We start from the raw sequence: 19,067 nt of genomic DNA, 5'->3' as shown, positions 1-19,067 counted from the left end.
GTTTCAGTGGGGGTGCTCTCCGTCGGAGCCTTCCGGGTCTTGAGGGCCGGGCGGTGATCCGACCCGGTAGCTCTCGCTGGCCCAGGCACCGAAGTCGAGGTTCTTGCAGCGCTGGCTGCAGAACGGCCGCCAGGGGTTCTCGGGCGAGAACAGGCTCTCGCCCTGGCAGGCGGGGCAGCGCACCGTGCGCGGCCGGGGAGGCGGGGGCGGGGCAGGTGTGTCCATCAGCACAGTGCGAGTTCGAAGGCGGCCGATGATTCGTTGGCCGGCCGCAGCCGGCCCTCGGCATCCTGGCGCATCAGCCGGATGGACACCATCAGGCGGTGGCCGCTGATCTCGGGAATGATGCCCAGCGCCGGGTCCATGCGCACCCGCAGCAGCGAAAAGCTGCGGCCGGCCGGCAGGCTTTGCTGGTATTGGCCATTCTGGGCCATCACCTTGTGGGGCATGCCCGAGTCGCGCAGCAGGGAAAGCAGCACCTTCAGCGCCTCGGCCAGCGGCATCAGGCTGGCGGTCCATTGCTGCAGGTCGGCCTGGCGGCGCTCGGCCGGCAGTTGCTGCCAGGCGTAGTAGGCTGGCAAGTCGAACTCGCAGGTGCCGCCGGGGATGCTGATGCGGCTGCGGATGCTCATCAGCCACTCATTGGTGGTGAGCGCATGTCCGGCCTTGCCGGGCAACTGGTTCAAGCCGTTGAAGGCGTGGTCGATGCGGGCCACCACCTCGTCGAGCGCCTGCTCGGAGATGGACGGGTTGCCGCGGAAGGCACTGAGCTGGGCCTTCTGGCGTTCCAGCTCCTTGAGCAGGTCGGACTTCAGGTCGGCACGGGAGGCGACATCGATGATCTCGAACATCGTCGCGATCGCGAAGTGGTGGTCCACGGCCGCTTCCCGGGTCAGCAACAGAGCCAGCCGGTCGAACAAGTGCTCAAGCCGCAGCATCGTGCGGATGCTCTCGTTGAAGGGGTATTCGTACAGTATCAAGGCAGGTTCCCTCGGCCGCCGGGCAGCCGTCGGTGGCGAAGCTTCGCGGCATTGTTTCACAGGCTTTTGCCCGAAACCATGCGCAAGTCAGACACCGTAACAGCCAAGGGCTCGCTGTAACGCCCTGAGGGTGACTAGATGAACGGTTTCAACCGGTATGCCAGCGGTTCCACAAGGCCTGGACCTCGGCTTCCAGTTCAGTCAGGGACAGTCCATCGTTGTGAATGATGGCGTCTGCCGCTGCCGCGCGCTGTTCCCGCGTCGCCTGCTGCGCGATGATGCGCTCGACCTCCGCGGGTGCCAGGCCCGAACGGCGGGTGACCCGTTCAACCTGGGTGGCGACGCTGCAGTCGACCACCAGCACCGCGTCGACCAAGGCCGGCCAGCGCCCCGACTCGACCAGCAGCGGCACGTCGAAGACAACCATCTGGCCCGGCGCAGCGAGCGCGGCCTGGCGCACGGTTTCCTGGCCAATCAGCGGGTGCAGCAGCTGTTCCAGCCGCTGGCGTGCGGACGGATCGCGGAACACCAGATCGCGCATGCGGGCCCGGTCCAGCGCGCCGCTGCTGTCGATGAAGTCATCGCCGAAGGTGGCCTGCAGCGCTGGGATGGCGCTGCCGCCTGCCGCGCTGAGGCTGCGCGATATGGCGTCGGTGTCGACCACCCAGGCGCCCAACCGGGCCAGCAGCCCGGCCACAGTGCTTTTGCCGCTGCCGATGCCGCCCGTCAAGCCGAGTCGTTGCGGGAAGAGCATCGTGGGGCTCCGGTTTCGTGGTGCGCGGTCGCCTGGCTAGTACCAGCCCAGCCAGTCCTTGACGGTTTCCGGGCCGATCAGGAAGGCGGCAATCGCCGCCGCGCTCAGGAAGGGGCCGAAGGGCACATAGCGCCCCTCATGCAGCGCGCCGGTGAGCTTCAGGCCGGCCCAGCCGATGATGCCCGCCACACAGGCTGCGATCAGCACCGGCAGCAGCATGGTCCAGCCGAGCCAGGCGCCGATGCCGGCGAGCAGCTTGAAGTCGCCATCCATCATGCCGTCTTCCTTGCGCACCCGCTTGTAGAGCTGGTTCACGCTCCAGAGCGACAGGTAGCCGGCAACGGCGCCCCATAGCGAATCCAGCAAAGGCAAGGTCCAGCCCATGGCAGCGGCGATGATGCCGGCCCAGAGCAGGGGTTGCGTGATGTCGTCAGGCAGGAAGGTGGTGTCCCAGTCAATGAAGGCCAGCGCAATGAAGGCCGCGACCGCGCCGCACCACAGCAAGGCCTGGGGTTGGGGCCCGACCTTCCAGGCGACCGCTGCGAACAACACGCCAGTCAATGCCTCGACCAGCGGGTAACGCGCCGGGATGCGCGTCTTGCAACCGGAGCAGCGGCCTTTCAGCCCCAGCCAGCCCAGTACCGGGATGTTCTCGTACCAGCGCAACACGTGGCCGCACTTCGGGCAGCGGGAACGCGGCTTGGACAGAGACAGGGGCGGGCCGGCGTCCTCGATCTCCTGCTTCAGCAGCTCGGCGCACTGGCAGCGCCAGTCGCGCTCGAGCATCACCGGCAGCCGGTAGATGACCACATTCAGGAAGCTGCCGACGCACAGGCCGAGCACGGCCAGCGCGGCTGGCGAGCACCACCAGCTCCAGACGTCAGGACTCATGGTCGCGGCGGGGGATCAGACCACCTGGCCGAGCTTGAAGATGGGCAGGTACATCGACACGACGATGCCGCCGATCAGGCTGCCGAGCACGACGATGATGATGGGCTCCATCAGGCTGGACAGACCCTTGACCGCTTCGTCGACCTCCGCCTCGTAGAACTCGGCGGCCTTGTTCAGCATGTGGTCGATCGAGCCCGATTCCTCACCGATGGAGCACATCTGCAGCACCATGATCGGGAAGATGCCGGTGGACTGCATGGACATGGTCAGGCTGGAACCGGTGGACACGTCCTTCTGGATCTTCTCGGTGGCTTCGGTGAAGACGGCATTGCCGGAGGCGCCGCCGACCGAGTCCAGCGCTTCCACCAGCGGCACGCCGGCGGCGAACATCGTGGCCAGTGTGCGGGTCCAGCGGGCGACGGCCGACTTGTAGACCAGCGAGCCGAAGACCGGCACCCGCAGCAGCAGGCGGTCCATCGTCCGTTGCATCTTCTCCGAGCGTTTCCAGGACTCGAAGAAGAAATAGGTGCCGCCGATCAGCGTGCCGAAGATCAGCCACCAGTAGGCGACGAAAAACTCCGACATCGCGATGACAAACAGCGTCGGTGCCGGCAGGTCGGCACCGAAAGACTTGAACACGTCCTTGAAGGCAGGGATCACGAAAATCATGATCACGGCCACCACGATGAAGGCCACCACCATCACCGACACCGGGTAGATCAGGGCCGACTTGATCTTGGCCTTGATGGCCAGCGTCTTTTCCTGGTAAACGGCGAGACGTTCCAGCAGGGTCTCGAGAATACCCGCGGCCTCACCGGCTTCCACCAGGTTGCAATACAGCGCATCGAAGTACAGCGGATGCTTGCGGAAGGCCGAAGACAGGCTCGTGCCGGTCTCGATGTCCGTGCGGATGTCGTTCAGCAGACGCGTCAGCTTCGGATTGGCGCTGCCCCGGCCGACGATGTCGAACGATTGCAGCAGCGGCACGCCGGCGCGCATCATGGTCGCCAGCTGGCGGGTGAAGATGGCGATGTCCTTCTGCTGGATGGCCTTGCCACCGCCCATGCGGCGCTTCTTCACCTTGGTGATCAGCACGCCCTGGCGACGCAGGCTGGCACTGACCATCGCTTCGCCGCCCGCGCGCATTTCGCCGCGCACAGGCTTGCCATTGCGGTCCTTGCCTTCCCACTCGAATACGAATTCCTGAACCTTTTTTGCCGCAGCAGCCGTTGCCATGATGCCTCCGGGGCTCACCACCCCTACTCCAACTCGTCGGTGTCTATTCGTTCGTGACCGAGATCACTTCTTCCAGCGTGGTGACGCCCAGTTTGACCTTCAGCAGCCCTGCCTGGCGGAGATCGCGCACTCCCTCTTTCTGGGCTTGTGCGGCAATGTCCATCGCGCTCCCGTCGGCCAGGATGATGCGCTGAATCTCTTCGGAGATCGGCATCACTTGGTAAAGGCCGACACGACCTTTATACCCATTGTTGCAATTACTGCAGCCAACTGCGCGATAAGGTTTCCACGTTCCGTCGAGGTCCGAATCCTTGAATCCCGCACGCAGCAAGGCTTCTTTCGGATAGGTCGCCGGCGATTTGCAACTTTCACACAGTCGGCGCGCCAGGCGCTGTGCTGTGATCAATATCACGCTCGACGCGATATTGAATGGGGCGACCCCCATGTTGCGCAAACGAGTCAAAGTCGTCGGTGCGTCGTTCGTATGCAACGTCGACATCACCATGTGGCCGGTCTGCGCGGCCTTGATCGCGATGTCAGCCGTCTCGAGGTCGCGAATTTCGCCGACCATGATGACGTCCGGATCCTGGCGGAGGAAGGCCTTCAGTGCGGTCGAGAAGTTGAGGCCGGCCTTGTCATTCACATTGACCTGGTTGATGCCCGGCAGGTTGATTTCGGCCGGGTCCTCCACGGTCGAGATGTTCACGCCCGGCTTGTTGAGCATGTTGAGGCAGGTGTACAGCGACACGGTTTTGCCACTCCCGGTCGGGCCGGTCACCAGGACCATACCGTAGGGACGCTCAATGGCCTTCAGCAGCCGGTCCTTCTCTTCCTTCTCATAGCCCAGGGCCTCGATGCCGAGCTTCGCACTGGAGGGGTCGAGAATCCGGATCACGATCTTCTCGCCGAACAGCGTCGGCAGCGTGCTGACCCGGAAGTCGATGGCCCGGTTGCCGAACTTCAGCTTCATGCGACCGTCTTGCGGCACACGTTTTTCGGCAATGTCGAGCCGGGAGATGACCTTGATGCGGGACGCCAGCTTTTCCTTGATGGCGATCGGCGGCTGGGTGATCTCACGCAACTCGCCGTCGACGCGAAAGCGCACGCGGTAGTTCTGCTCGTAGGGCTCGAAATGCAGGTCGGAGGCGCGCAGGTTGATGGCGTCGATCAGCATCTTCTGCAGGAAGCGCACGACCGGCGCATCCTCCACATCGGTGGTGACCTCTTGCGATTCCTGGGGCGTGCTTTCTTCGTCCGTGACCTCGAAGTCGAACTCGCCACCGACGATGTTGTCGAGTGCCTCGCTCGCATTGGCGCCACTGCTCTCCAGCAGCTTGACCAGCTTGTCGTGCTCGACGACCACCCACTCGGGTGTCAGCTGCGTCGCGAACTTGATGCGCTCCAGCGCTTCCTGGTTGGTCGGGTCGGCGCCGGCGACAAACAGCCGGCTGCCGCGCTTGCCGAGCACCGCCACCTGGTACTGTGCAGCCAACTTCGCCTCGATGAGGTTGCGTGGCAGCTTGGTGGCATCGACCGCCGACAGGTCGATCAGGGGCAGGGAGAAGGCGGTCGACAGCGCATGAGCGAGGTCGGTCGAAGAAACAGCGCCGGCCGCGATGACGGCCGCGATGAAGCTCGTGTTCTTTTCCTTGGCGGCCTTCGCCAGGTCTTCCGCGGTCTTGGCGTTGAGCTTGCCCGCATTCACAAGCACTCGCGCAACGCCAGACAGGGTCAGGTTGGGAGCCTCAGCCAGTGTGTCCATGAATTTGGGAAATCTCAGCGCAAGCCGAGCAACAGTGCTCGAAAGAGGCCTCCTGGGAGCGCCAAAAGCCGGCGAATCATCGCTGATTCGCCTTGCACTGTAAACCGAGGAGGGGGATTGCTACCGTGCAATAAACCGCAGCTTGGCGGCAAATCGACACATGAGAAGACACAGACGAAAAATCTGGTCGGGGTGAGAGGATTCGAACCTCCGGCCTCTACGTCCCGAACGTAGCGCTCTACCAGGCTAAGCTACACCCCGTTGTGTGAACCGGCAAACCGGTCTTCTACAAGAGCCCGACAGTCTAACAAAAAAGACAGCGGTTTGTCGAAGTCGTTTTGCGGTGCTCGCTGCTTCGAAGCATCTTCTTCACATCGTCAAGAAGACCTGTCGATCGAGCGAACGCATAATTCTAGCAGAGCTTCTCGATAAGGCGAAGGGGGTATCGCCTGCAAAGTGGCGCGGGCCAGGTCGGCTTCGACACGCGCGGCGTCGCGGGTTGCCTCCAGCGCGCCGGTCTCGGAGACGATGCGGATGATCTCGGGCAGCCGTTCGACCTCGCCTTGTTGGATGGCCTGGCGGATGAACTCGCGCTGCTCCGGCGTGCCACGTTCCATGGCCAGCAGCAGCGGCAGCGTGGGCTTGCCTTCGCGCAGGTCGTCGCCAACGTTCTTGCCGAGTTCGGCGGTGGAGCCCTGGTAGTCCAGCATGTCGTCGATCAGCTGGAAGGCGGTGCCGAGGCTGCGGCCGTAGTCGGCGCAGGCATCCTCGATGTCACGGGGGGCATCCGCCAGTACCGCGCCCAGCCGGGCGCTGGCTTCGAACAGCTTGGCGGTCTTGTAGCGGATGACCTTGAGGTAGGCGGGAATGTCGATGTCCGGGTCGTGCATGTTCATCAGCTGCAGGACCTCGCCTTCGGCAATGATGTTCGTCGCATCGGCCAGCACCTCGAGCACGCGCATGCGATTGACCGACACCATCATCTGGAAGGCGCGCGAGTAGAGGAAGTCGCCGACCAGCACGCTGGGTGCGTTGCCGAACAGCGCGTTCGCGGTGTCGCGTCCTCGGCGCAACTCGGACTCGTCGACCACATCGTCGTGCAGCAGCGTAGCGGTGTGGATGAACTCGACGACCGCTGCCATCTCGAAGCGCTCGCGACCCTGGAAGCCGAGCGCGTTGGCGAACAGCAGCACGAGCATCGGGCGAATGCGCTTGCCGCCGGCGCTGATGATGTAGTCAGAGATCTGGTTGATCAGCACCACCTCGGAGGCCAGTCGCTGGCGAATCACCTTGTCGACTTCGCCCATCTCGTCAGAGACGACCGAGAGGAGGTGGCGGGATGGGACGGAGGTGGTGGGAGAGGCGACAGACACGCGAGACCTTGAAGCAGAGTGCGCAAATTATAGGGAGCGTGTTCGCCGCGGCGCACGACCGGCGCATGGCGGGGCGTGCCGGCCCTGCGAGGGCGGCGGGTGCGGGCGGGGGGTGTGCAATCCTGCCGGGTTGGCCGGAGCGACCGTGCTACAATCGCCGGCTCGGCCAAAAAGGCCGGGTTATCTTATTGGTGCAGACCTTTCGGGTCTGCCGCATGTGTGAGCCTTCGGGCTCTTGAAGGGGCTGATATGTACGCGGTCATAAAAACCGGCGGCAAACAATACAAGGTTGCTGCAGGCGAGAAGATCAAGGTAGAACAGATTGCTGCGGAAGTTGGCCAAGAGATCGTGATCGACCAGGTGCTCGCCGTTGGTAACGGCGCCGACCTGAAGATCGGCACGCCCTTGGTTGCTGGCGCAAGTGTGAAGGCGACGGTGGTCGCTCATGGCAAGCACGACAAAGTGCGCATCTTCAAGATGCGTCGTCGCAAGCACTACCAGAAGCATCAAGGTCATCGCCAGACCTACACCGAACTGGAAATCGGCGCGCTGAGCGTCTGAGTCCCGTCGGCAACAGTTCAAGGAGCTATCAACCATGGCACAGAAAAAAGGCGGCGGTTCCACCCGGAACGGCCGCGACTCCCAACCGAAGATGCTCGGCGTGAAGGCCTTCGGCGGCCAGATCGTCTCGGCGGGTTCCATCATCGTGCGCCAGCGCGGCACGCGCTTCCATGCCGGCACCAATGTGTCGACCGGTCGCGACCACACGCTGTTCGCCCTGGTGGACGGCGAGGTCACCTTCTCGGTGAAGGGCCCGCTCAACCGCAAGACCGTCAGCATCACGCCGGTCTGAGCTTCGCGCTCTGCATAGACAAAGCCCCGGCCTTCCGGGGCTTTGTCGTTTGCGCGGCCTCCTGAAACGGAGCCGTGCCTGAAGTACCATCGACGGGTCGGCGCAAGCCAGGCGTGGCGGCGGACGAACGGTGGCCAAGGTTGCCGGTGCATCCGCGTCATCTGCCCGCAGGCCTGTGCGTCGGTGGTGGCTGCTGCCCCCTGCTGCCTGCCCACTGGTCGCGACCCGCGGTCTGGCAGGGGCGGACAGCGCCCCTCCCCAAGTCGGACACACCATCATGAAATTTGTAGACGAAGCTTATATCGACGTGGCTGCCGGCAACGGCGGCAGCGGCTGCATAAGCTTTCGGCGCGAGAAGTTCATCCCCTTCGGCGGCCCCAACGGTGGGGACGGCGGACGCGGTGGACATGTCTATGTCGTTGCCGATCCCAACCTGAATACGCTGATCGACTTCCGCTACGCCCGGCGCCACGAGGCGCGCAACGGCGAGCAGGGCCGGGGCTCCGACCAGTTCGGCGCGGCGGCCGAGGACATCGTGCTGCGCATGCCGGTGGGCACCATCATCAGCGACGCAGACACCGGTGAGGTGATCACCGAGCTGCTGGTGCCGGACGAGAAGGTCATGCTGGCCAAAGGCGGCGACGGCGGCTTCGGCAACCTGCACTACAAGTCGAGCACCAACCGCGCGCCGCGGCAGAAGACGCCCGGCTGGCCGGGGGAGCAGAAGCGGCTGAAGCTGGAGTTGCGCCTGCTGGCCGATGTGGGCCTGCTGGGCATGCCCAACGCGGGCAAATCGACCCTGATCGCCGCGATCTCGAACGCGCGGCCCAAGATTGCGGACTATCCGTTCACCACCTTGCATCCCAACCTCGGGGTGGTGCGCGTGGCGGCCGAGCAGAGCTTCGTCGTGGCCGATATCCCGGGCCTGATCGAAGGCGCCGCCGAAGGTGCGGGGCTGGGGCACCAGTTCCTGCGCCACCTGCAGCGCACCCGGCTGTTGCTGCATCTCGTGGACTTCGCGCCCTTCGATGAAGCGGTCGATCCGGTGGCGCAGGCCAAGGCCATCGTTGCCGAGCTGAAGAAGTACGACCAGGCCTTGTACGAGAAGCCGCGCTGGCTGGTGCTGAACAAGGTCGACATGGTGCCCGCCGAGGAGCGCGAGCAGCGCGTCAAGGACTTCGTCAAGCGGCTGAAGTGGAAGGGTCCGGTCTACCAGATCTCGGCCCTCACCCGCGAGGGATGTGAAAGCCTGATTCAGGCGGTCTACCAGCATGTAGCGGCGGAACGCCGCCCGCCGGTGGAAGTGCCCGATGTGCGCTTCGTCGCCCCGCCCGAGTCGCCACCTGACGCCGTTCCGCCGTCGGACGATCCGCGCTTTCGCTGAGTCTTCCTGTCTGCTTCTTCCCGCTAGCTTTTCTTGCCGCAATGAGTGACGTGCTCAAAAACGCGCGACGTATCGTCGTGAAGGTGGGCTCCAGCCTGGTGACCAACGAAGGCCGGGGGGTGGACGCGGTGGCCATCGGCCACTGGTGCCGCCAACTGGCCGCGCTGGCTGGGCAGGGCCGCGAGGTGGTGATGGTCTCCAGCGGCGCCATTGCCGAAGGCATGAAGCGCCTGGGCTGGGCGGCCCGGCCGAAGGAGCTGCACGAGTTGCAGGCGGCGGCAGCGGTCGGGCAGATGGGACTGGCCCAGATCTACGAGACGCAGCTGCGCGAATACGGCATGGGCAGTGCACAGGTGCTGCTGACACATGCCGACCTGGCCGACCGGGAGCGCTACCTCAACGCCCGCTCGACGCTGCTGACGCTGCTGCGGCTGCGCGTGCTGCCGGTCATCAACGAGAACGACACGGTGGTCACCGACGAGATCAAGTTCGGTGACAACGACACGCTGGGTGCCCTGGTGGCCAACCTGGTGGAAGCGGACGCGCTGGTGATCCTGACCGACCAGAAAGGCCTGTACTCGGCCGATCCCCGCAAGGACCCCTCAGCTCGCTTCATCGACGAGGCGGAGGCCGGCACGCCGGAACTGGAGCGCATGGCCGGCGGGGCGGGCTCCAGCATCGGCAAGGGCGGCATGATCACCAAGATCCTTGCCGCCAAGCGTGCCGCCGGCAGTGGCGCTTCCACCGTCATTGCCTGGGGGCGCGAGCCCGACGTCTTGCTGCGGCTGGCTGCAGGCGAGCCAATCGGCACCTTGCTGCATGCGCGCACGCCCAAGCTCGCCGCGCGCAAGCAATGGATGGCCGACCATCTGCAACTGCGAGGCGCCGTGGTGATCGATGCGGGCGCCGTTGCAAAGCTGCGCGACGAAGGCAAAAGCCTGCTGCCGATCGGCATGGTGGAGGTGGCGGGCGAGTTCGCGCGCGGCGACGTCATCGCGGTGCGTTCGGCCGACGGGCTGGAGGTGGCCCGCGGCCTCGCCAACTACTCCAGCAGCGAGGCGCGGCTGATCGCGCGCAAGCCGTCCAGCGAGTTCGAGCGCCTGCTGGGCTTCACCGGCGAGCCGGAGATGATCCACCGCGACAACCTGGTGCTGGCCTGACGCGGGGCAGGCGACAGCGGCTGCCTCAGGCGCCGCTGTTGAGCTCGTCGTCGCTCGGGTCGGCCAGCACCTGGGCGGCACCGCGCTCCAGGCGCGGCTCCTCGCGCGGTGAGTGGGGGCGCATGCCGCCGCGCAGGTAGCGGTTGTGGTGGTTGGCGCGCGGCAGGAAGCGCGCCAATTCAGTCAGCGCCATCTGGTAGACGTCGCGCTTGAACTCGATCACCACGTCCAGCGGCACCCAGTACTCGTTCCAGCGCCAGGCGTCGAACTCAGGATGGTCCGTCGCCCTCAGGTTCATGTCGCAATCGCGGCCGGTCAGCTGCAGCAGGAACCAGATCTGTTTCTGGCCCCGGTAGTGGCCGCGGGCGTCGCGGCGGATGTAGTGCTCGGGCACCTCGTAGCGCAACCAGTCCCGGGTCCGGGCGAGGATGCGCACGTGCTCGGGCAGGAGCCCGACTTCTTCGTGCAGCTCACGGTACATCGCCTGCTCGGGGCTCTCACCGTGTTTGATGCCCCCTTGGGGGAACTGCCAAGAGTGCGTGCGGATCCGCTTGCCCCAAAAAACCTGGTTCCTCTGGTTGAGCAGGATGATGCCGACGTTGGGCCGGAAGCCTTCCCTGTCGAGCATAATCAAACCTCAATTTTGTCAACTGAAACCATTATTGCACCGGCGGGTGCGGTTTCAACCCCCTCCGTAGTCCTCAGCCTCCTGCTTGCCCGGCCTGCTCGGGTCAGGCCATGATCCATCCATGAAAGCCTCTCAGTTTTTTATTTCCACTCTGAAAGAAGCGCCTGCCGATGCGGAGGTCGTGAGCCACAAGCTGATGATGCGCGCCGGCCTGATCAAGCGGCTCGGCGCCGGCATCTACAACTACATGCCGATGGGCCTGCGAGTCATCCGAAAGGTGGAGAACATCATCCGTGAGGAGATGAACCGGGCCGGTGCGGTGGAGCTGTTGATGCCGGTGGTGCAGCCGGCCGAGCTGTGGCAGGAGACCGGGCGCTGGGACAAGATGGGCCCCGAGCTGCTGCGGGTGAAGGATCGGCACGAGCGCGACTTCATCATCCAGCCGACGTCGGAGGAGGTCATCACCGACATCGCGCGGCAGGAACTGCGCAGCTACCGCCAGCTGCCGAAAAATTTCTATCACATCCAAACCAAGTTCCGCGACGAGCGCCGGCCTCGTTTCGGCATCATGCGCGGGCGCGAGTTCACGATGAAGGACGCCTATTCCTTCGACCGTGACGTCGAGTCGGCCGGCCGCAGCTACGACGCGATGTACGCCGCCTACTGTCGCATCTTCGACCGCCTGGGCCTGACGTACCGCGCGGTGGCGGCCGACACCGGCGCGATCGGCGGCGACCGCTCGCACGAGTTCCAGGTGATTGCCGAGACCGGCGAGGACGCGATCGTCTACAGCCCGCAGTCGGACTATGCCGCCAACATCGAGCTGGCCGAGGCCGTTTCGCTGCTGCCCTCGCGCGCAGCGCCGACCCAGGCCATGGAGCGCACCGCGACGCCGGGCAAGAGCACCTGCGCCGCGGTGGCCGAGCTGCTGGGCTTGCCGCTGTCGCAGACCGTGAAGTCGCTGGTGCTTGCCACCGACGAGAAGAACGCGGCTGGCGACATCACCAAGACCACCGTCTGGCTGCTGCTGGTGCGCGGCGACCACGACCTGAACGAAGTCAAGGCGGGCAAGGTCGACGGCCTGAAGGCGGGTTTCCGCTTCGCCACCGAGGCGGAGATCGCGGCCCATTTCGGCTGCCGGCCCGGTTATCTGGGCCCGGTCGGCCTCAAGCACCCGGTGAAGGTCGTGGCGGACCGGACGGTAGCCAACATGGCCGACTTCGTCTGCGGTGCCAACGAGGCCGACTACCACCTGACCGGGGTGAACTGGGGCCGCGACCTGCCCGAGCCCGACCTGGTGGCCGACCTGCGCAACGTGGTGGAGGGGGATCCCTCGCCCGATGGCCAGGGCACGCTCGCCATCCAGCGCGGCATCGAGGTGGGCCACGTGTTCTACCTTGGCACCAAGTACTCGGCAGCGATGAATGCCAACTACCTGGACGAGAACGGCAAGCCGCGCCCGATGGAGATGGGCTGCTACGGCATCGGCGTGACGCGCATCCTGGGCGCGGCCATCGAGCAGAACCACGACGAGCGCGGCATCATCTGGCCGACCGCGATGGCGCCTTTCGCGGTGGTGATCTGCCCGATCGGCATGGATCGCTCGGCCGAGGTCCAGGCCGCCGCGCAACAGCTGCATGATGAGCTGGCCGGGCTGGGCGTGGACGTGCTGCTGGACGATCGCGGCGAGCGCCCGGGCGCCATGTTCGCCGACTGGGAACTGATCGGTGTGCCGCACCGGGTGGTCATCTCCGACCGCGGCCTGAAGGAAGGCAAGCTCGAATACCAGGGCCGCCGCGATGCACAGGCCACCGCAGTGCCGCCCGCCGAAGTGCTGGCCCTGCTGAAGGGCAAGCTGGCGGCATGAGGCCGGTGCCGGGCCGCCGTGGGGCGGAGGCCACCGCCGCACCGCTGGATGAGGCTGGCGCCGTGAGGCGGCGCCTCGTGCTGGGCGGCGGCGCGGCTGCCTGCATGGCCGCCGGCCTGCCACTGCCGGCGCGCGCCGGCGGGCAGGTCGAGGAGCCGCTGGCCAACGCGGTGAAGACGGCGTTGTCGGCGGCGGTGGCCAATACCGCGCCACCGAAGGCGGTGTTCACGAACATCGAGGATCGGCTGCGCTACCTGCGCTGGCTGGGTGCGATGAGCGAGCGGCTGTCCAAGCGCAAGCTCGACACCCAGACCCGGCTCGAATTCCTGGAGACGGTCTGGTACGAGAGCCGTCGCGCCGGGCTGGAGACGGCGCTGGTGCTGGGCCTGATCCAGGTGGAAAGCGGCTTCCGCAAGTACGCCATCAGCAGCGTCGGCGCTCGCGGCTACATGCAGGTGATGCCGTTCTGGACCCGGCTGATCGGCGACGGCGACCCGAACAAGCTCTTCCACATGCAGACCAACCTGCGCTTCGGCTGCGTGATCCTGCGCCACTACCTCGACATCGAGCGTGGCGATCTCTTCCTCAGCCTGGGCCGCTACAACGGGAGCCGCGGGCGCTCGCCGTACCCGGACGCGGTGTTTGCGTCGCGCCGGCTCTGGGAGTATCGGGAATAGGGGCAGAAGCGGCGGCCGCGCCCGGCCCGGCTCAAAGGCCCTGCCATTCGCGCGGGCGCGCCTGCGGCAGGCCCACCAGTGCCAATGCGCGCTCCACCGTGTCGTCGACCAGCTGGTCGATGCTTTGTGGCCGGTGGTAGAAGGCCGGCAGCGGCGGAAAGACGATGCCGCCCATCTCGGTGACCGCGGTCATGTTGCGCAGGTGGGCCAGGTTGAAGGGGGTCTCGCGCACCATCAGCAGCAGGCGCCGGCGTTCCTTGAGGGTCACGTCGGCCGCCCGGGTCAGCAGGTTGTCACACAGGCCGTGGGCCACCGCGGCCAGTGTCTTCATCGAGCAGGGCGCCACCAGCATGCCATCGGCCGCGAAGCTGCCGCTGGCGATCGCCGCGCCGATGTCGGCCGGGTTGTGAGCGACATCGGCCAGCGCCTCGAGTTCGCGCCGGTCGAGGCCCAGTTCATGGTGCACGTTGAGAATGCCGGCCGGCGTGGCCACCAGGTGGGTCTGCACGCCCAGCGCGCGCAGGCGCTGCAGCAGGCGCACGCCGTAGATGGCGCCGCTGGCGCCGGTGATGCCGACAACGAGGCGGCCGCTCATCGCAGAACCGCACCTGAGCGGGCGACGGGTGCCGGGCGGGGACTGGCGTTCACGCGGCGCGCAGCACGTCCTGCAGCTCGCCGGCCTGGTACATCTCCATCATGATGTCCGAGCCGCCGATGAATTCGCCATCGACGTAGAGCTGGGGGATGGTTGGCCAGTTGGCATATTCCTTCACGCCCTGGCGGATTTCTTCGTCCTCCAGCACGTTGACCGTCTTCAGGTCGGTCACGCCGCAGGCCTTGATGATCTGGACGGCGCGGCCGGAGAAGCCGCACATCGGAAATTGCGCAGTGCCCTTCATGAAGAGCACCACCCGGTGGTTCTTGACGAGATCGTCGATGCGTTGCTGAACGTCGCTCATGGTGGTTGTGAATAGAGGATCGGGAATCAGCCCACTTTATAGAGCAAATCAGTGCGCCGCCCTTTGCGCTGGCGCGATGTCCGAGCGCATGCCTGCGGCGTTACCGCCGCGGTGGCGCGCGTCGCGGCAGACCGCGATCAGAACGAGTACGACACCCCCACCTGCACCAGCGGCGACAGCCGCCAGTCGCCCAGCAGCCGCGGCAGGTCGAGTTCACCGTCGCGGCGGCCCTCTTCGCTGATGAACCAGGCGCTGCCGGCGTCGTTGCCCAGCTTGATGTTGGACTTGGGCTTGAGCATCACCACGCCGACGTCGGCGAAGAAGCCCCAGCCGCCGGCGGCGGCCAGCTCCGAGTAGCCCATGCCCAGGTAGGGCAGGGCGCTGCTGCGCTTTTCCACGCCCAGGGTGGGCGAGGTGCGGGCGCCGCTGCTGGCCAGGCTCAGGCCGTGGCCGCTGCCTTGGCTGGCGGCCAGGCGCGGGGCATCGGCCCCCAGGACGCCGCCCGTGGCCCGCAGCCCCAGGTCGCGGCGGAAGTAGAAGTCGCCCAGCACCGACCAGTCGCTCCAGGCCGGGCGGGACTCGCTGTAGGCGGCGGTCCGGCGCAGGCCGGGACGGGTGAGGTAGCGCGCCACGCCAGGCGCCGGAGCGTCTTCGGCGGTATGGCCAAGCGGGACGGCCTGCGAGAAGTGCAGGCCCGGACCCTCCACCCGCACGGCCAGCACCGCCTCGGCGGCGCTGGCGGGCAGGCCGAGTGCCGCAGCGGCACCGGCAGCGACAAGGTGAACCAACCGGGACAGCTTCATGGCTCGCTCCTTGCAATACATGCCGCCTCCCGCAGGAGCGGGCGGCATGCACGTGGCACAACGATGATGAAGTGATCGTAGACCTGCCCGCCGTCCTCGCCAAGAGGGCAGAACGAAGTTGTCTGCCTTCATTTCGGGAGGCCGCGCGTCGCTGCGCGGGGTGCCGCTGTTTGGTCCGCTGGCGCCGGCGATGTGGGGGTCGTGGCCGGGCGCGTCAGCGCCGGCGGCCTCCGGTGCAGCGGGGCCGGCCGGCCAGGTCGTGGCGGGTCGCGATGGACCGGAAGCCGGCCTCGCCAAGCAGTTGCTGCACCGCAGCGGCCTGCTCGTGGCCGTGTTCCATCAGCAGCCAGCCGCCCTCCTCCAGGTGGGCGGGTGCGCCGGCCACGATCTGCGCCAGGTCGTCCAGGCCGCGCGGGCCGGCCGTGAGTGCGCCGCGCGGCTCATGCCGCAGCGCCGGCAGGTGCGGGTCGTCCTCGGCGATGTAGGGCGGATTGCTGACCACCAGATCGAAGCGGGCCTCGGGCTGGCCCGCGAAGGCCTGCCACCACGAGCCGTGCAGCCAGCGCACCGGCAGCCCCAGGCGCTCGCCGTTGAGGCGGGCCACAGCCAGGGCGGCTTCGCTGATGTCGACGGCGCAAACGTCGGCGGCGGGCAGGGCCTGCCGGAGGGCCAGCGCAATGGCGCCGCTGCCGGTGCCCAGGTCGGCCAGCCGGGGGATGGGCCAGGGGCGGGCCAGTTCCAGCGCCCAGTCCACCAGCGTCTCGGTGTCGGGACGGGGCACCAGGACGGCCGGCGAAACCGCCAGGCGCAGGCCGAAGAACTCCTTCTCACCGACCAGGTAGGCCAGCGGCTCACCGTGGGCGCGCCGGCCCGCCAGCTCGGCATAGCGGGCGGCCGCGGCGGCGGGCAGCGGGTCGGTGTCGTGTGCGAGCAACCAGGCACGCGCCCGCTCCACCGGCAAGCCGAGGACATGGGCCAGCAGGGCCTGGGCGTCGATTCGGCCCAGGCCGTTCTGCACGGCGGCCTGCCAGGCGGCCGCCACGCTGGCTGCGGCGGCGATGCTCGCGGCCCTGGCCGGCGGCGAGGCGGGGGCGCCGGCGCTCATGAGCCGCCCAGCTCGAGCGCGTCGAGCTGCTCGGCCAGCTGTTCGGCCTCGCGGGCGGTGCGCAGGGCGCCGATCACCTCGGCCAGGTCGCCATCCATCACCGCCTGCAGCCGGTAGAGCGTCAGGTTGATGCGGTGGTCGGTCAGCCGGCCCTGTGGGAAGTTATAGGTGCGAATGCGGTCGCTGCGGTCGCCGCTGCCCACCAGGCTCTTGCGGGTGGCGGCCTCCTTGGCCTGGCGCTCGCTGCGTTCGCGGTCGCGCAGCCGGGCCGACAGCACGGCCATGGCCTTGGCCTTGTTGCGGTGCTGGGAGCGGTCGTCCTGGCATTCGGCCACGATGCCGGTGGGCAGGTGGGTGATGCGAATGGCCGACTCGGTCTTGTTCACATGCTGCCCGCCGGCGCCGCTGGCCCGGAAGGTGTCGATGCGCAGGTCGGCCGGGTTGATGGCCACTTCTTCGGCTTCGTCCGGCTCGGGCATCACCGCCACGGTGCAGGCGCTGGTGTGGATGCGGCCCTGCGTCTCGGTGGCCGGCACGCGCTGCACCCGGTGGCCGCCTGATTCAAACTTGAGCTGGGCGTAGACATCCTCGCCCTCGATGCGGGCCACCACTTCCTTGTAGCCGCCCAGGTCCGATTCGCTGGACGACATCAGCTCGCAGCGCCAGCCCTGGCGCTCGGCATGGCGCAGGTACATGCGCAGCAGGTCGCCGGCGAACAGGGCCGATTCGTCGCCGCCGGTGCCGGCGCGGATTTCGAGGAAGACGTTGCGGCTGTCGTCCGGGTCGCGCGGCAGCAGCGAGCGTTGCAGCTCGCCTTCCAGGCGCTGCAGGTCGGCCTCGGCGGCGGCAATCTCCTCGCGGGCCATCTCGGCCATGTCGGGGTCGGACAGCATCTCGCGTGCACCGGCCAGGTCGCGCTCGCGCTGCAGGTAGCGGTCGTAGCGCTGGGCCACCGCGGCCACCTCGGCGTGCTCCCGGGTCAGGCCACGGAAGCGGGTGATGTCGCTCAGCACGTCGGGTGCGGCCAGCACCGCGTCCAGGTCGTGCAGGCGCTGGACGTATCGTTCGAGTTGGTGGCGCAGGGCGTTTTTCATCGGGGGCTTTCGGCCCGCCGGCTGCCGGATGGAGGGGCGCGGCGGCCCCGTCCGGCATCCGGCGGACGGCGGGGCTAGAGAGCGGTTTGGCCCAGGGCGGGCGCCAGCCGGCCGGGCGCCGGGCGCCGCGGCCGGGCCGGCCCTCGGTGAGGGCAGCCGGCTCGGTGCAGGGCGGCGATCCGGCTCGGCATCATGGCATGGGCCATCACGGTGCGGCGCGGCATCTCAGCGACGGCCGTCGCCGGGCTTGGTCAGCCCGCGCAGGAACAGCCGCGAGACGGTATCGGCCAGCTGCTGCCGGTGCTGCGCATCGGCGCTGTGCAGCTCGGCCATGGTGCCGTGCAGCATCTTCTGGGTCAGGCCGCGGGAGAGGGCGTCCAGCACCTCCTCGACATCGGCGCCGCGGGCGATCGCCTTGCGGGCGCGCGCGATCTCGGCTGCGCGCCATTCGTCGGCCTGGGCGTTGAGGGCTTGGATCAGCGGCACGGTGGAGCGCTGGTCGAGCCAGTTCACGAAGCTCTGCACGCCGGTTTCGATGATGGCCTCGGCCTGGGCCACTGCGGCCTGGCGCTTCTCGCCGGCCGTCTGCACCACGGCGGACAGGTCGTCGACCGTGTAGAGATAGACGTCGTCCAGCCGCGACACCTCGGGCTCGATGTCGCGCGGCACCGCCAGGTCAACCATGAACATGGGCCGGTGCTTGCGCGCCTTCAGGGCCCGCTCCACCGCCCCCAGCCCGATGATGGGCACCGAGCTGGCGGTGCAGGACACCACCACGTCGAACTCGTGCAGCCGGCTCGGCAGGTCGGCCAGGCGCATGGCCTCGGCGCTGAAATGCGTGGCCAGCTTCTCGCCGCGCTCCAGGGTGCGGTTGGCCACCGCCATCGCCTTGGGCGCCTTGGCCGCGAAATGGGTGGCGGCCAGCTCGATCATCTCGCCAGCACCGACGAACAGCACCTTGACGTCGCGCAGGTCCTCGAACAGCTGGCTGGCCAGCCGCACGGCGGCGGCGGCCATGCTGATCGAATGCGCGCCGATCTCGGTGGAAGTGCGCACTTCCTTGGCGACCGCAAAGGAGCGCTGGAACAGCTGGTGCAGCGTGGTGCCCAGCGTGCCGGCGGCATCGGCCTCGCGCACCGCCTGCTTCATCTGGCCGAGGATCTGCGGCTCGCCCAGCACCATGGAGTCGAGCCCGCTGGCCACCCGGAAGGCATGCCGGGCCGCCTGGCCGCCCTGCAGCACATAGGCATGCTGCGACAGCTCGGCGCTGCCCACACCACCCAGGCCGGCCAGCCAATCCATGGCGGGTCGCACCAGCTCGGTGGGTGCGGCACAGTACAGCTCGGTGCGGTTGCAGGTCGAGATGAGCGCCGCTTCGGGCCGCAGGCTGATGCGCTCGCGCAGGTTGTGCAGCGTCGGCCCCAGTTGTTCGAGGGTGAACGCAAAACGCCCCCGGAGGTCGACGGGGGCGGTCGTATGGTTCAGTCCGAGGGCGAAAACGCTCATGGGACGGATTATAAAATTGCCAGCTGTTTCAAGCG

20 protein-coding genes and 1 tRNA gene are annotated in these 19,067 nt (G+C 67.1%); 6 read left to right on the top strand and 15 right to left on the bottom strand.

Translation table 11 applies throughout. The features are described 5' to 3' along the window. Window positions 1–3: 3 nt before the first annotated feature. The 8 genes from N7L95_RS10290 to ispB form a co-directional block, all read right to left on the bottom strand. The gene (locus tag N7L95_RS10290; protein ID WP_301259728.1) at window positions 4–225 is read right to left on the bottom strand and encodes a DNA gyrase inhibitor YacG; all 222 of its coding nucleotides are present in this window, start codon (window positions 223–225) and stop codon (window positions 4–6) included. Continuing rightward, complete coding sequence (gene zapD / locus N7L95_RS10285; protein WP_301259727.1) at window positions 225–980, bottom strand: cell division protein ZapD; 756 nt, start codon at window positions 978–980, stop codon at window positions 225–227. Before zapD ends, N7L95_RS10290 begins: the two co-directional genes overlap by 1 nt. A 148-nt stretch (window positions 981–1,128) precedes the next feature. Continuing rightward, window positions 1,129–1,734 (bottom strand): dephospho-CoA kinase, encoded by a 606-nt coding sequence (gene coaE, locus N7L95_RS10280; RefSeq protein ID WP_301259726.1) that lies wholly within the window; start codon window positions 1,732–1,734, stop codon window positions 1,129–1,131. Between the two features lie 36 nt (window positions 1,735–1,770). After that, entirely contained in the window at window positions 1,771–2,625 is an 855-nt protein-coding gene (locus N7L95_RS10275) for a prepilin peptidase (protein ID WP_301259725.1), read from the bottom strand. A 15-nt stretch (window positions 2,626–2,640) separates the two neighbouring features. Continuing rightward, the gene (locus N7L95_RS10270; protein WP_301259724.1) at window positions 2,641–3,861 is read right to left on the bottom strand and encodes a type II secretion system F family protein; all 1,221 of its coding nucleotides are present in this window, start codon (window positions 3,859–3,861) and stop codon (window positions 2,641–2,643) included. Between the two features lie 43 nt (window positions 3,862–3,904). After that, window positions 3,905–5,623, bottom strand: coding sequence for a type IV-A pilus assembly ATPase PilB (gene pilB, locus N7L95_RS10265; RefSeq protein WP_301259723.1), 1,719 nt, complete (start codon window positions 5,621–5,623; stop codon window positions 3,905–3,907). 184 nt (window positions 5,624–5,807) lie between these two features. Beyond that, window positions 5,808–5,884: transfer RNA gene (locus N7L95_RS10260), tRNA-Pro, on the bottom strand. 116 nt (window positions 5,885–6,000) lie between these two features. Further along, the gene (gene ispB / locus N7L95_RS10255; protein ID WP_301260118.1) at window positions 6,001–6,930 is read right to left on the bottom strand and encodes an octaprenyl diphosphate synthase; all 930 of its coding nucleotides are present in this window, start codon (window positions 6,928–6,930) and stop codon (window positions 6,001–6,003) included. Between the two features lie 315 nt (window positions 6,931–7,245). Between ispB and rplU the strand changes: the two genes are divergently transcribed. The 4 genes from rplU to proB all read left to right on the top strand — a co-directional run bounded on the left by rplU (window position 7,246) and on the right by proB (window position 10,393). Then, entirely contained in the window at window positions 7,246–7,557 is a 312-nt protein-coding gene (rplU, locus tag N7L95_RS10250) for a 50S ribosomal protein L21 (RefSeq protein ID WP_301259722.1), read from the top strand. Window positions 7,558–7,591: 34 nt separating this feature from the next. Continuing rightward, a complete protein-coding gene (rpmA, locus tag N7L95_RS10245; RefSeq protein ID WP_301259721.1) occupies window positions 7,592–7,849 on the top strand; it encodes a 50S ribosomal protein L27 in 258 nt (85 codons plus the stop codon). A gap of 277 nt (window positions 7,850–8,126) precedes the next feature. Continuing rightward, complete coding sequence (gene obgE / locus N7L95_RS10240; RefSeq protein WP_301259720.1) at window positions 8,127–9,233, top strand: GTPase ObgE; 1,107 nt, start codon at window positions 8,127–8,129, stop codon at window positions 9,231–9,233. 41 nt (window positions 9,234–9,274) lie between these two features. After that, window positions 9,275–10,393, top strand: coding sequence for a glutamate 5-kinase (gene proB / locus N7L95_RS10235; protein ID WP_301259719.1), 1,119 nt, complete (start codon window positions 9,275–9,277; stop codon window positions 10,391–10,393). A 25-nt stretch (window positions 10,394–10,418) separates the two neighbouring features. On the opposite strand, the gene N7L95_RS10230 is transcribed toward proB, so the two are convergent. Next, complete coding sequence (locus N7L95_RS10230) at window positions 10,419–11,021, bottom strand: RNA pyrophosphohydrolase (RefSeq protein WP_301259718.1); 603 nt, start codon at window positions 11,019–11,021, stop codon at window positions 10,419–10,421. 121 nt (window positions 11,022–11,142) lie between these two features. Here N7L95_RS10230 and N7L95_RS10225 point away from each other — a divergent pair, with 121 nt between their 5' ends. Together N7L95_RS10225 and N7L95_RS10220 are read left to right on the top strand one after the other, a co-directional pair. After that, on the top strand, window positions 11,143–12,888 hold the full coding sequence (locus N7L95_RS10225; protein WP_301259717.1) for a proline--tRNA ligase: 1,746 nt from the start codon (window positions 11,143–11,145) through the stop codon (window positions 12,886–12,888). A 104-nt stretch (window positions 12,889–12,992) separates the two neighbouring features. Beyond that, window positions 12,993–13,565, top strand: a complete 573-nt coding sequence (locus tag N7L95_RS10220; RefSeq protein WP_301260117.1) for a lytic transglycosylase domain-containing protein — start codon at window positions 12,993–12,995, stop codon at window positions 13,563–13,565. A gap of 31 nt (window positions 13,566–13,596) precedes the next feature. Here the strand turns inward: N7L95_RS10220 and N7L95_RS10215 are convergent, their stop codons facing one another. From N7L95_RS10215 to hemA, 6 genes are all read right to left on the bottom strand, one after another. Then, window positions 13,597–14,160, bottom strand: a complete 564-nt coding sequence (locus tag N7L95_RS10215) for a UbiX family flavin prenyltransferase (RefSeq protein ID WP_301259716.1) — start codon at window positions 14,158–14,160, stop codon at window positions 13,597–13,599. A gap of 49 nt (window positions 14,161–14,209) precedes the next feature. Beyond that, complete coding sequence (gene grxD, locus N7L95_RS10210; protein ID WP_301259715.1) at window positions 14,210–14,524, bottom strand: Grx4 family monothiol glutaredoxin; 315 nt, start codon at window positions 14,522–14,524, stop codon at window positions 14,210–14,212. Between the two features lie 137 nt (window positions 14,525–14,661). Beyond that, window positions 14,662–15,327 carry a hypothetical protein gene (locus N7L95_RS10205; RefSeq protein ID WP_301259714.1) on the bottom strand — a complete coding sequence of 222 codons (666 nt, stop codon included), beginning with the start codon at window positions 15,325–15,327 and terminating at the stop codon, window positions 14,662–14,664. 214 nt (window positions 15,328–15,541) lie between these two features. Continuing rightward, window positions 15,542–16,432 (bottom strand): peptide chain release factor N(5)-glutamine methyltransferase, encoded by an 891-nt coding sequence (prmC, locus tag N7L95_RS10200; RefSeq protein ID WP_301259713.1) that lies wholly within the window; start codon window positions 16,430–16,432, stop codon window positions 15,542–15,544. Beyond that, window positions 16,429–17,526 carry a peptide chain release factor 1 gene (gene prfA, locus N7L95_RS10195; protein WP_301259712.1) on the bottom strand — a complete coding sequence of 366 codons (1,098 nt, stop codon included), beginning with the start codon at window positions 17,524–17,526 and terminating at the stop codon, window positions 16,429–16,431. The genes prmC and prfA overlap by 4 nt, the downstream gene beginning before the upstream one ends. A 225-nt stretch (window positions 17,527–17,751) precedes the next feature. Continuing rightward, window positions 17,752–19,032, bottom strand: a complete 1,281-nt coding sequence (hemA, locus tag N7L95_RS10190; RefSeq protein WP_301259711.1) for a glutamyl-tRNA reductase — start codon at window positions 19,030–19,032, stop codon at window positions 17,752–17,754. Window positions 19,033–19,067 lie beyond the last annotated feature (35 nt).

Source organism: Eleftheria terrae (assembly GCF_030419005.1).
Lineage (GTDB): Bacteria > Pseudomonadota > Gammaproteobacteria > Burkholderiales > Burkholderiaceae_C > Caldimonas > Caldimonas terrae.
Note: the sequence above shows the minus strand (reverse complement) of the source record. Positions and strands in the feature narration are given on the sequence as shown.

Coding starts and splice junctions, on each gene's coding strand:
- N7L95_RS10290 (WP_301259728.1), bottom strand. CDS start 225: ATGGACACACCTGCCCCGCCCCCGCCTCCCCGGCCGCGCACGGTGCGC.
- coaE (WP_301259726.1), bottom strand. CDS start 1,734: ATGCTCTTCCCGCAACGACTCGGCTTGACGGGCGGCATCGGCAGCGGC.
- N7L95_RS10275 (WP_301259725.1), bottom strand. CDS start 2,625: ATGAGTCCTGACGTCTGGAGCTGGTGGTGCTCGCCAGCCGCGCTGGCC.
- N7L95_RS10270 (WP_301259724.1), bottom strand. CDS start 3,861: ATGGCAACGGCTGCTGCGGCAAAAAAGGTTCAGGAATTCGTATTCGAG.
- pilB (WP_301259723.1), bottom strand. CDS start 5,623: ATGGACACACTGGCTGAGGCTCCCAACCTGACCCTGTCTGGCGTTGCG.
- ispB (WP_301260118.1), bottom strand. CDS start 6,930: ATGGGCGAAGTCGACAAGGTGATTCGCCAGCGACTGGCCTCCGAGGTG.
- rplU (WP_301259722.1), top strand. CDS start 7,246: ATGTACGCGGTCATAAAAACCGGCGGCAAACAATACAAGGTTGCTGCA.
- rpmA (WP_301259721.1), top strand. CDS start 7,592: ATGGCACAGAAAAAAGGCGGCGGTTCCACCCGGAACGGCCGCGACTCC.
- obgE (WP_301259720.1), top strand. CDS start 8,127: ATGAAATTTGTAGACGAAGCTTATATCGACGTGGCTGCCGGCAACGGC.
- proB (WP_301259719.1), top strand. CDS start 9,275: ATGAGTGACGTGCTCAAAAACGCGCGACGTATCGTCGTGAAGGTGGGC.
- N7L95_RS10230 (WP_301259718.1), bottom strand. CDS start 11,021: ATGCTCGACAGGGAAGGCTTCCGGCCCAACGTCGGCATCATCCTGCTC.
- N7L95_RS10225 (WP_301259717.1), top strand. CDS start 11,143: ATGAAAGCCTCTCAGTTTTTTATTTCCACTCTGAAAGAAGCGCCTGCC.
- N7L95_RS10220 (WP_301260117.1), top strand. CDS start 12,993: ATGGCCGCCGGCCTGCCACTGCCGGCGCGCGCCGGCGGGCAGGTCGAG.
- N7L95_RS10215 (WP_301259716.1), bottom strand. CDS start 14,160: ATGAGCGGCCGCCTCGTTGTCGGCATCACCGGCGCCAGCGGCGCCATC.
- grxD (WP_301259715.1), bottom strand. CDS start 14,524: ATGAGCGACGTTCAGCAACGCATCGACGATCTCGTCAAGAACCACCGG.
- N7L95_RS10205 (WP_301259714.1), bottom strand. CDS start 15,327: ATGAAGCTGTCCCGGTTGGTTCACCTTGTCGCTGCCGGTGCCGCTGCG.
- prmC (WP_301259713.1), bottom strand. CDS start 16,432: ATGAGCGCCGGCGCCCCCGCCTCGCCGCCGGCCAGGGCCGCGAGCATC.
- prfA (WP_301259712.1), bottom strand. CDS start 17,526: ATGAAAAACGCCCTGCGCCACCAACTCGAACGATACGTCCAGCGCCTG.
- hemA (WP_301259711.1), bottom strand. CDS start 19,032: ATGAGCGTTTTCGCCCTCGGACTGAACCATACGACCGCCCCCGTCGAC.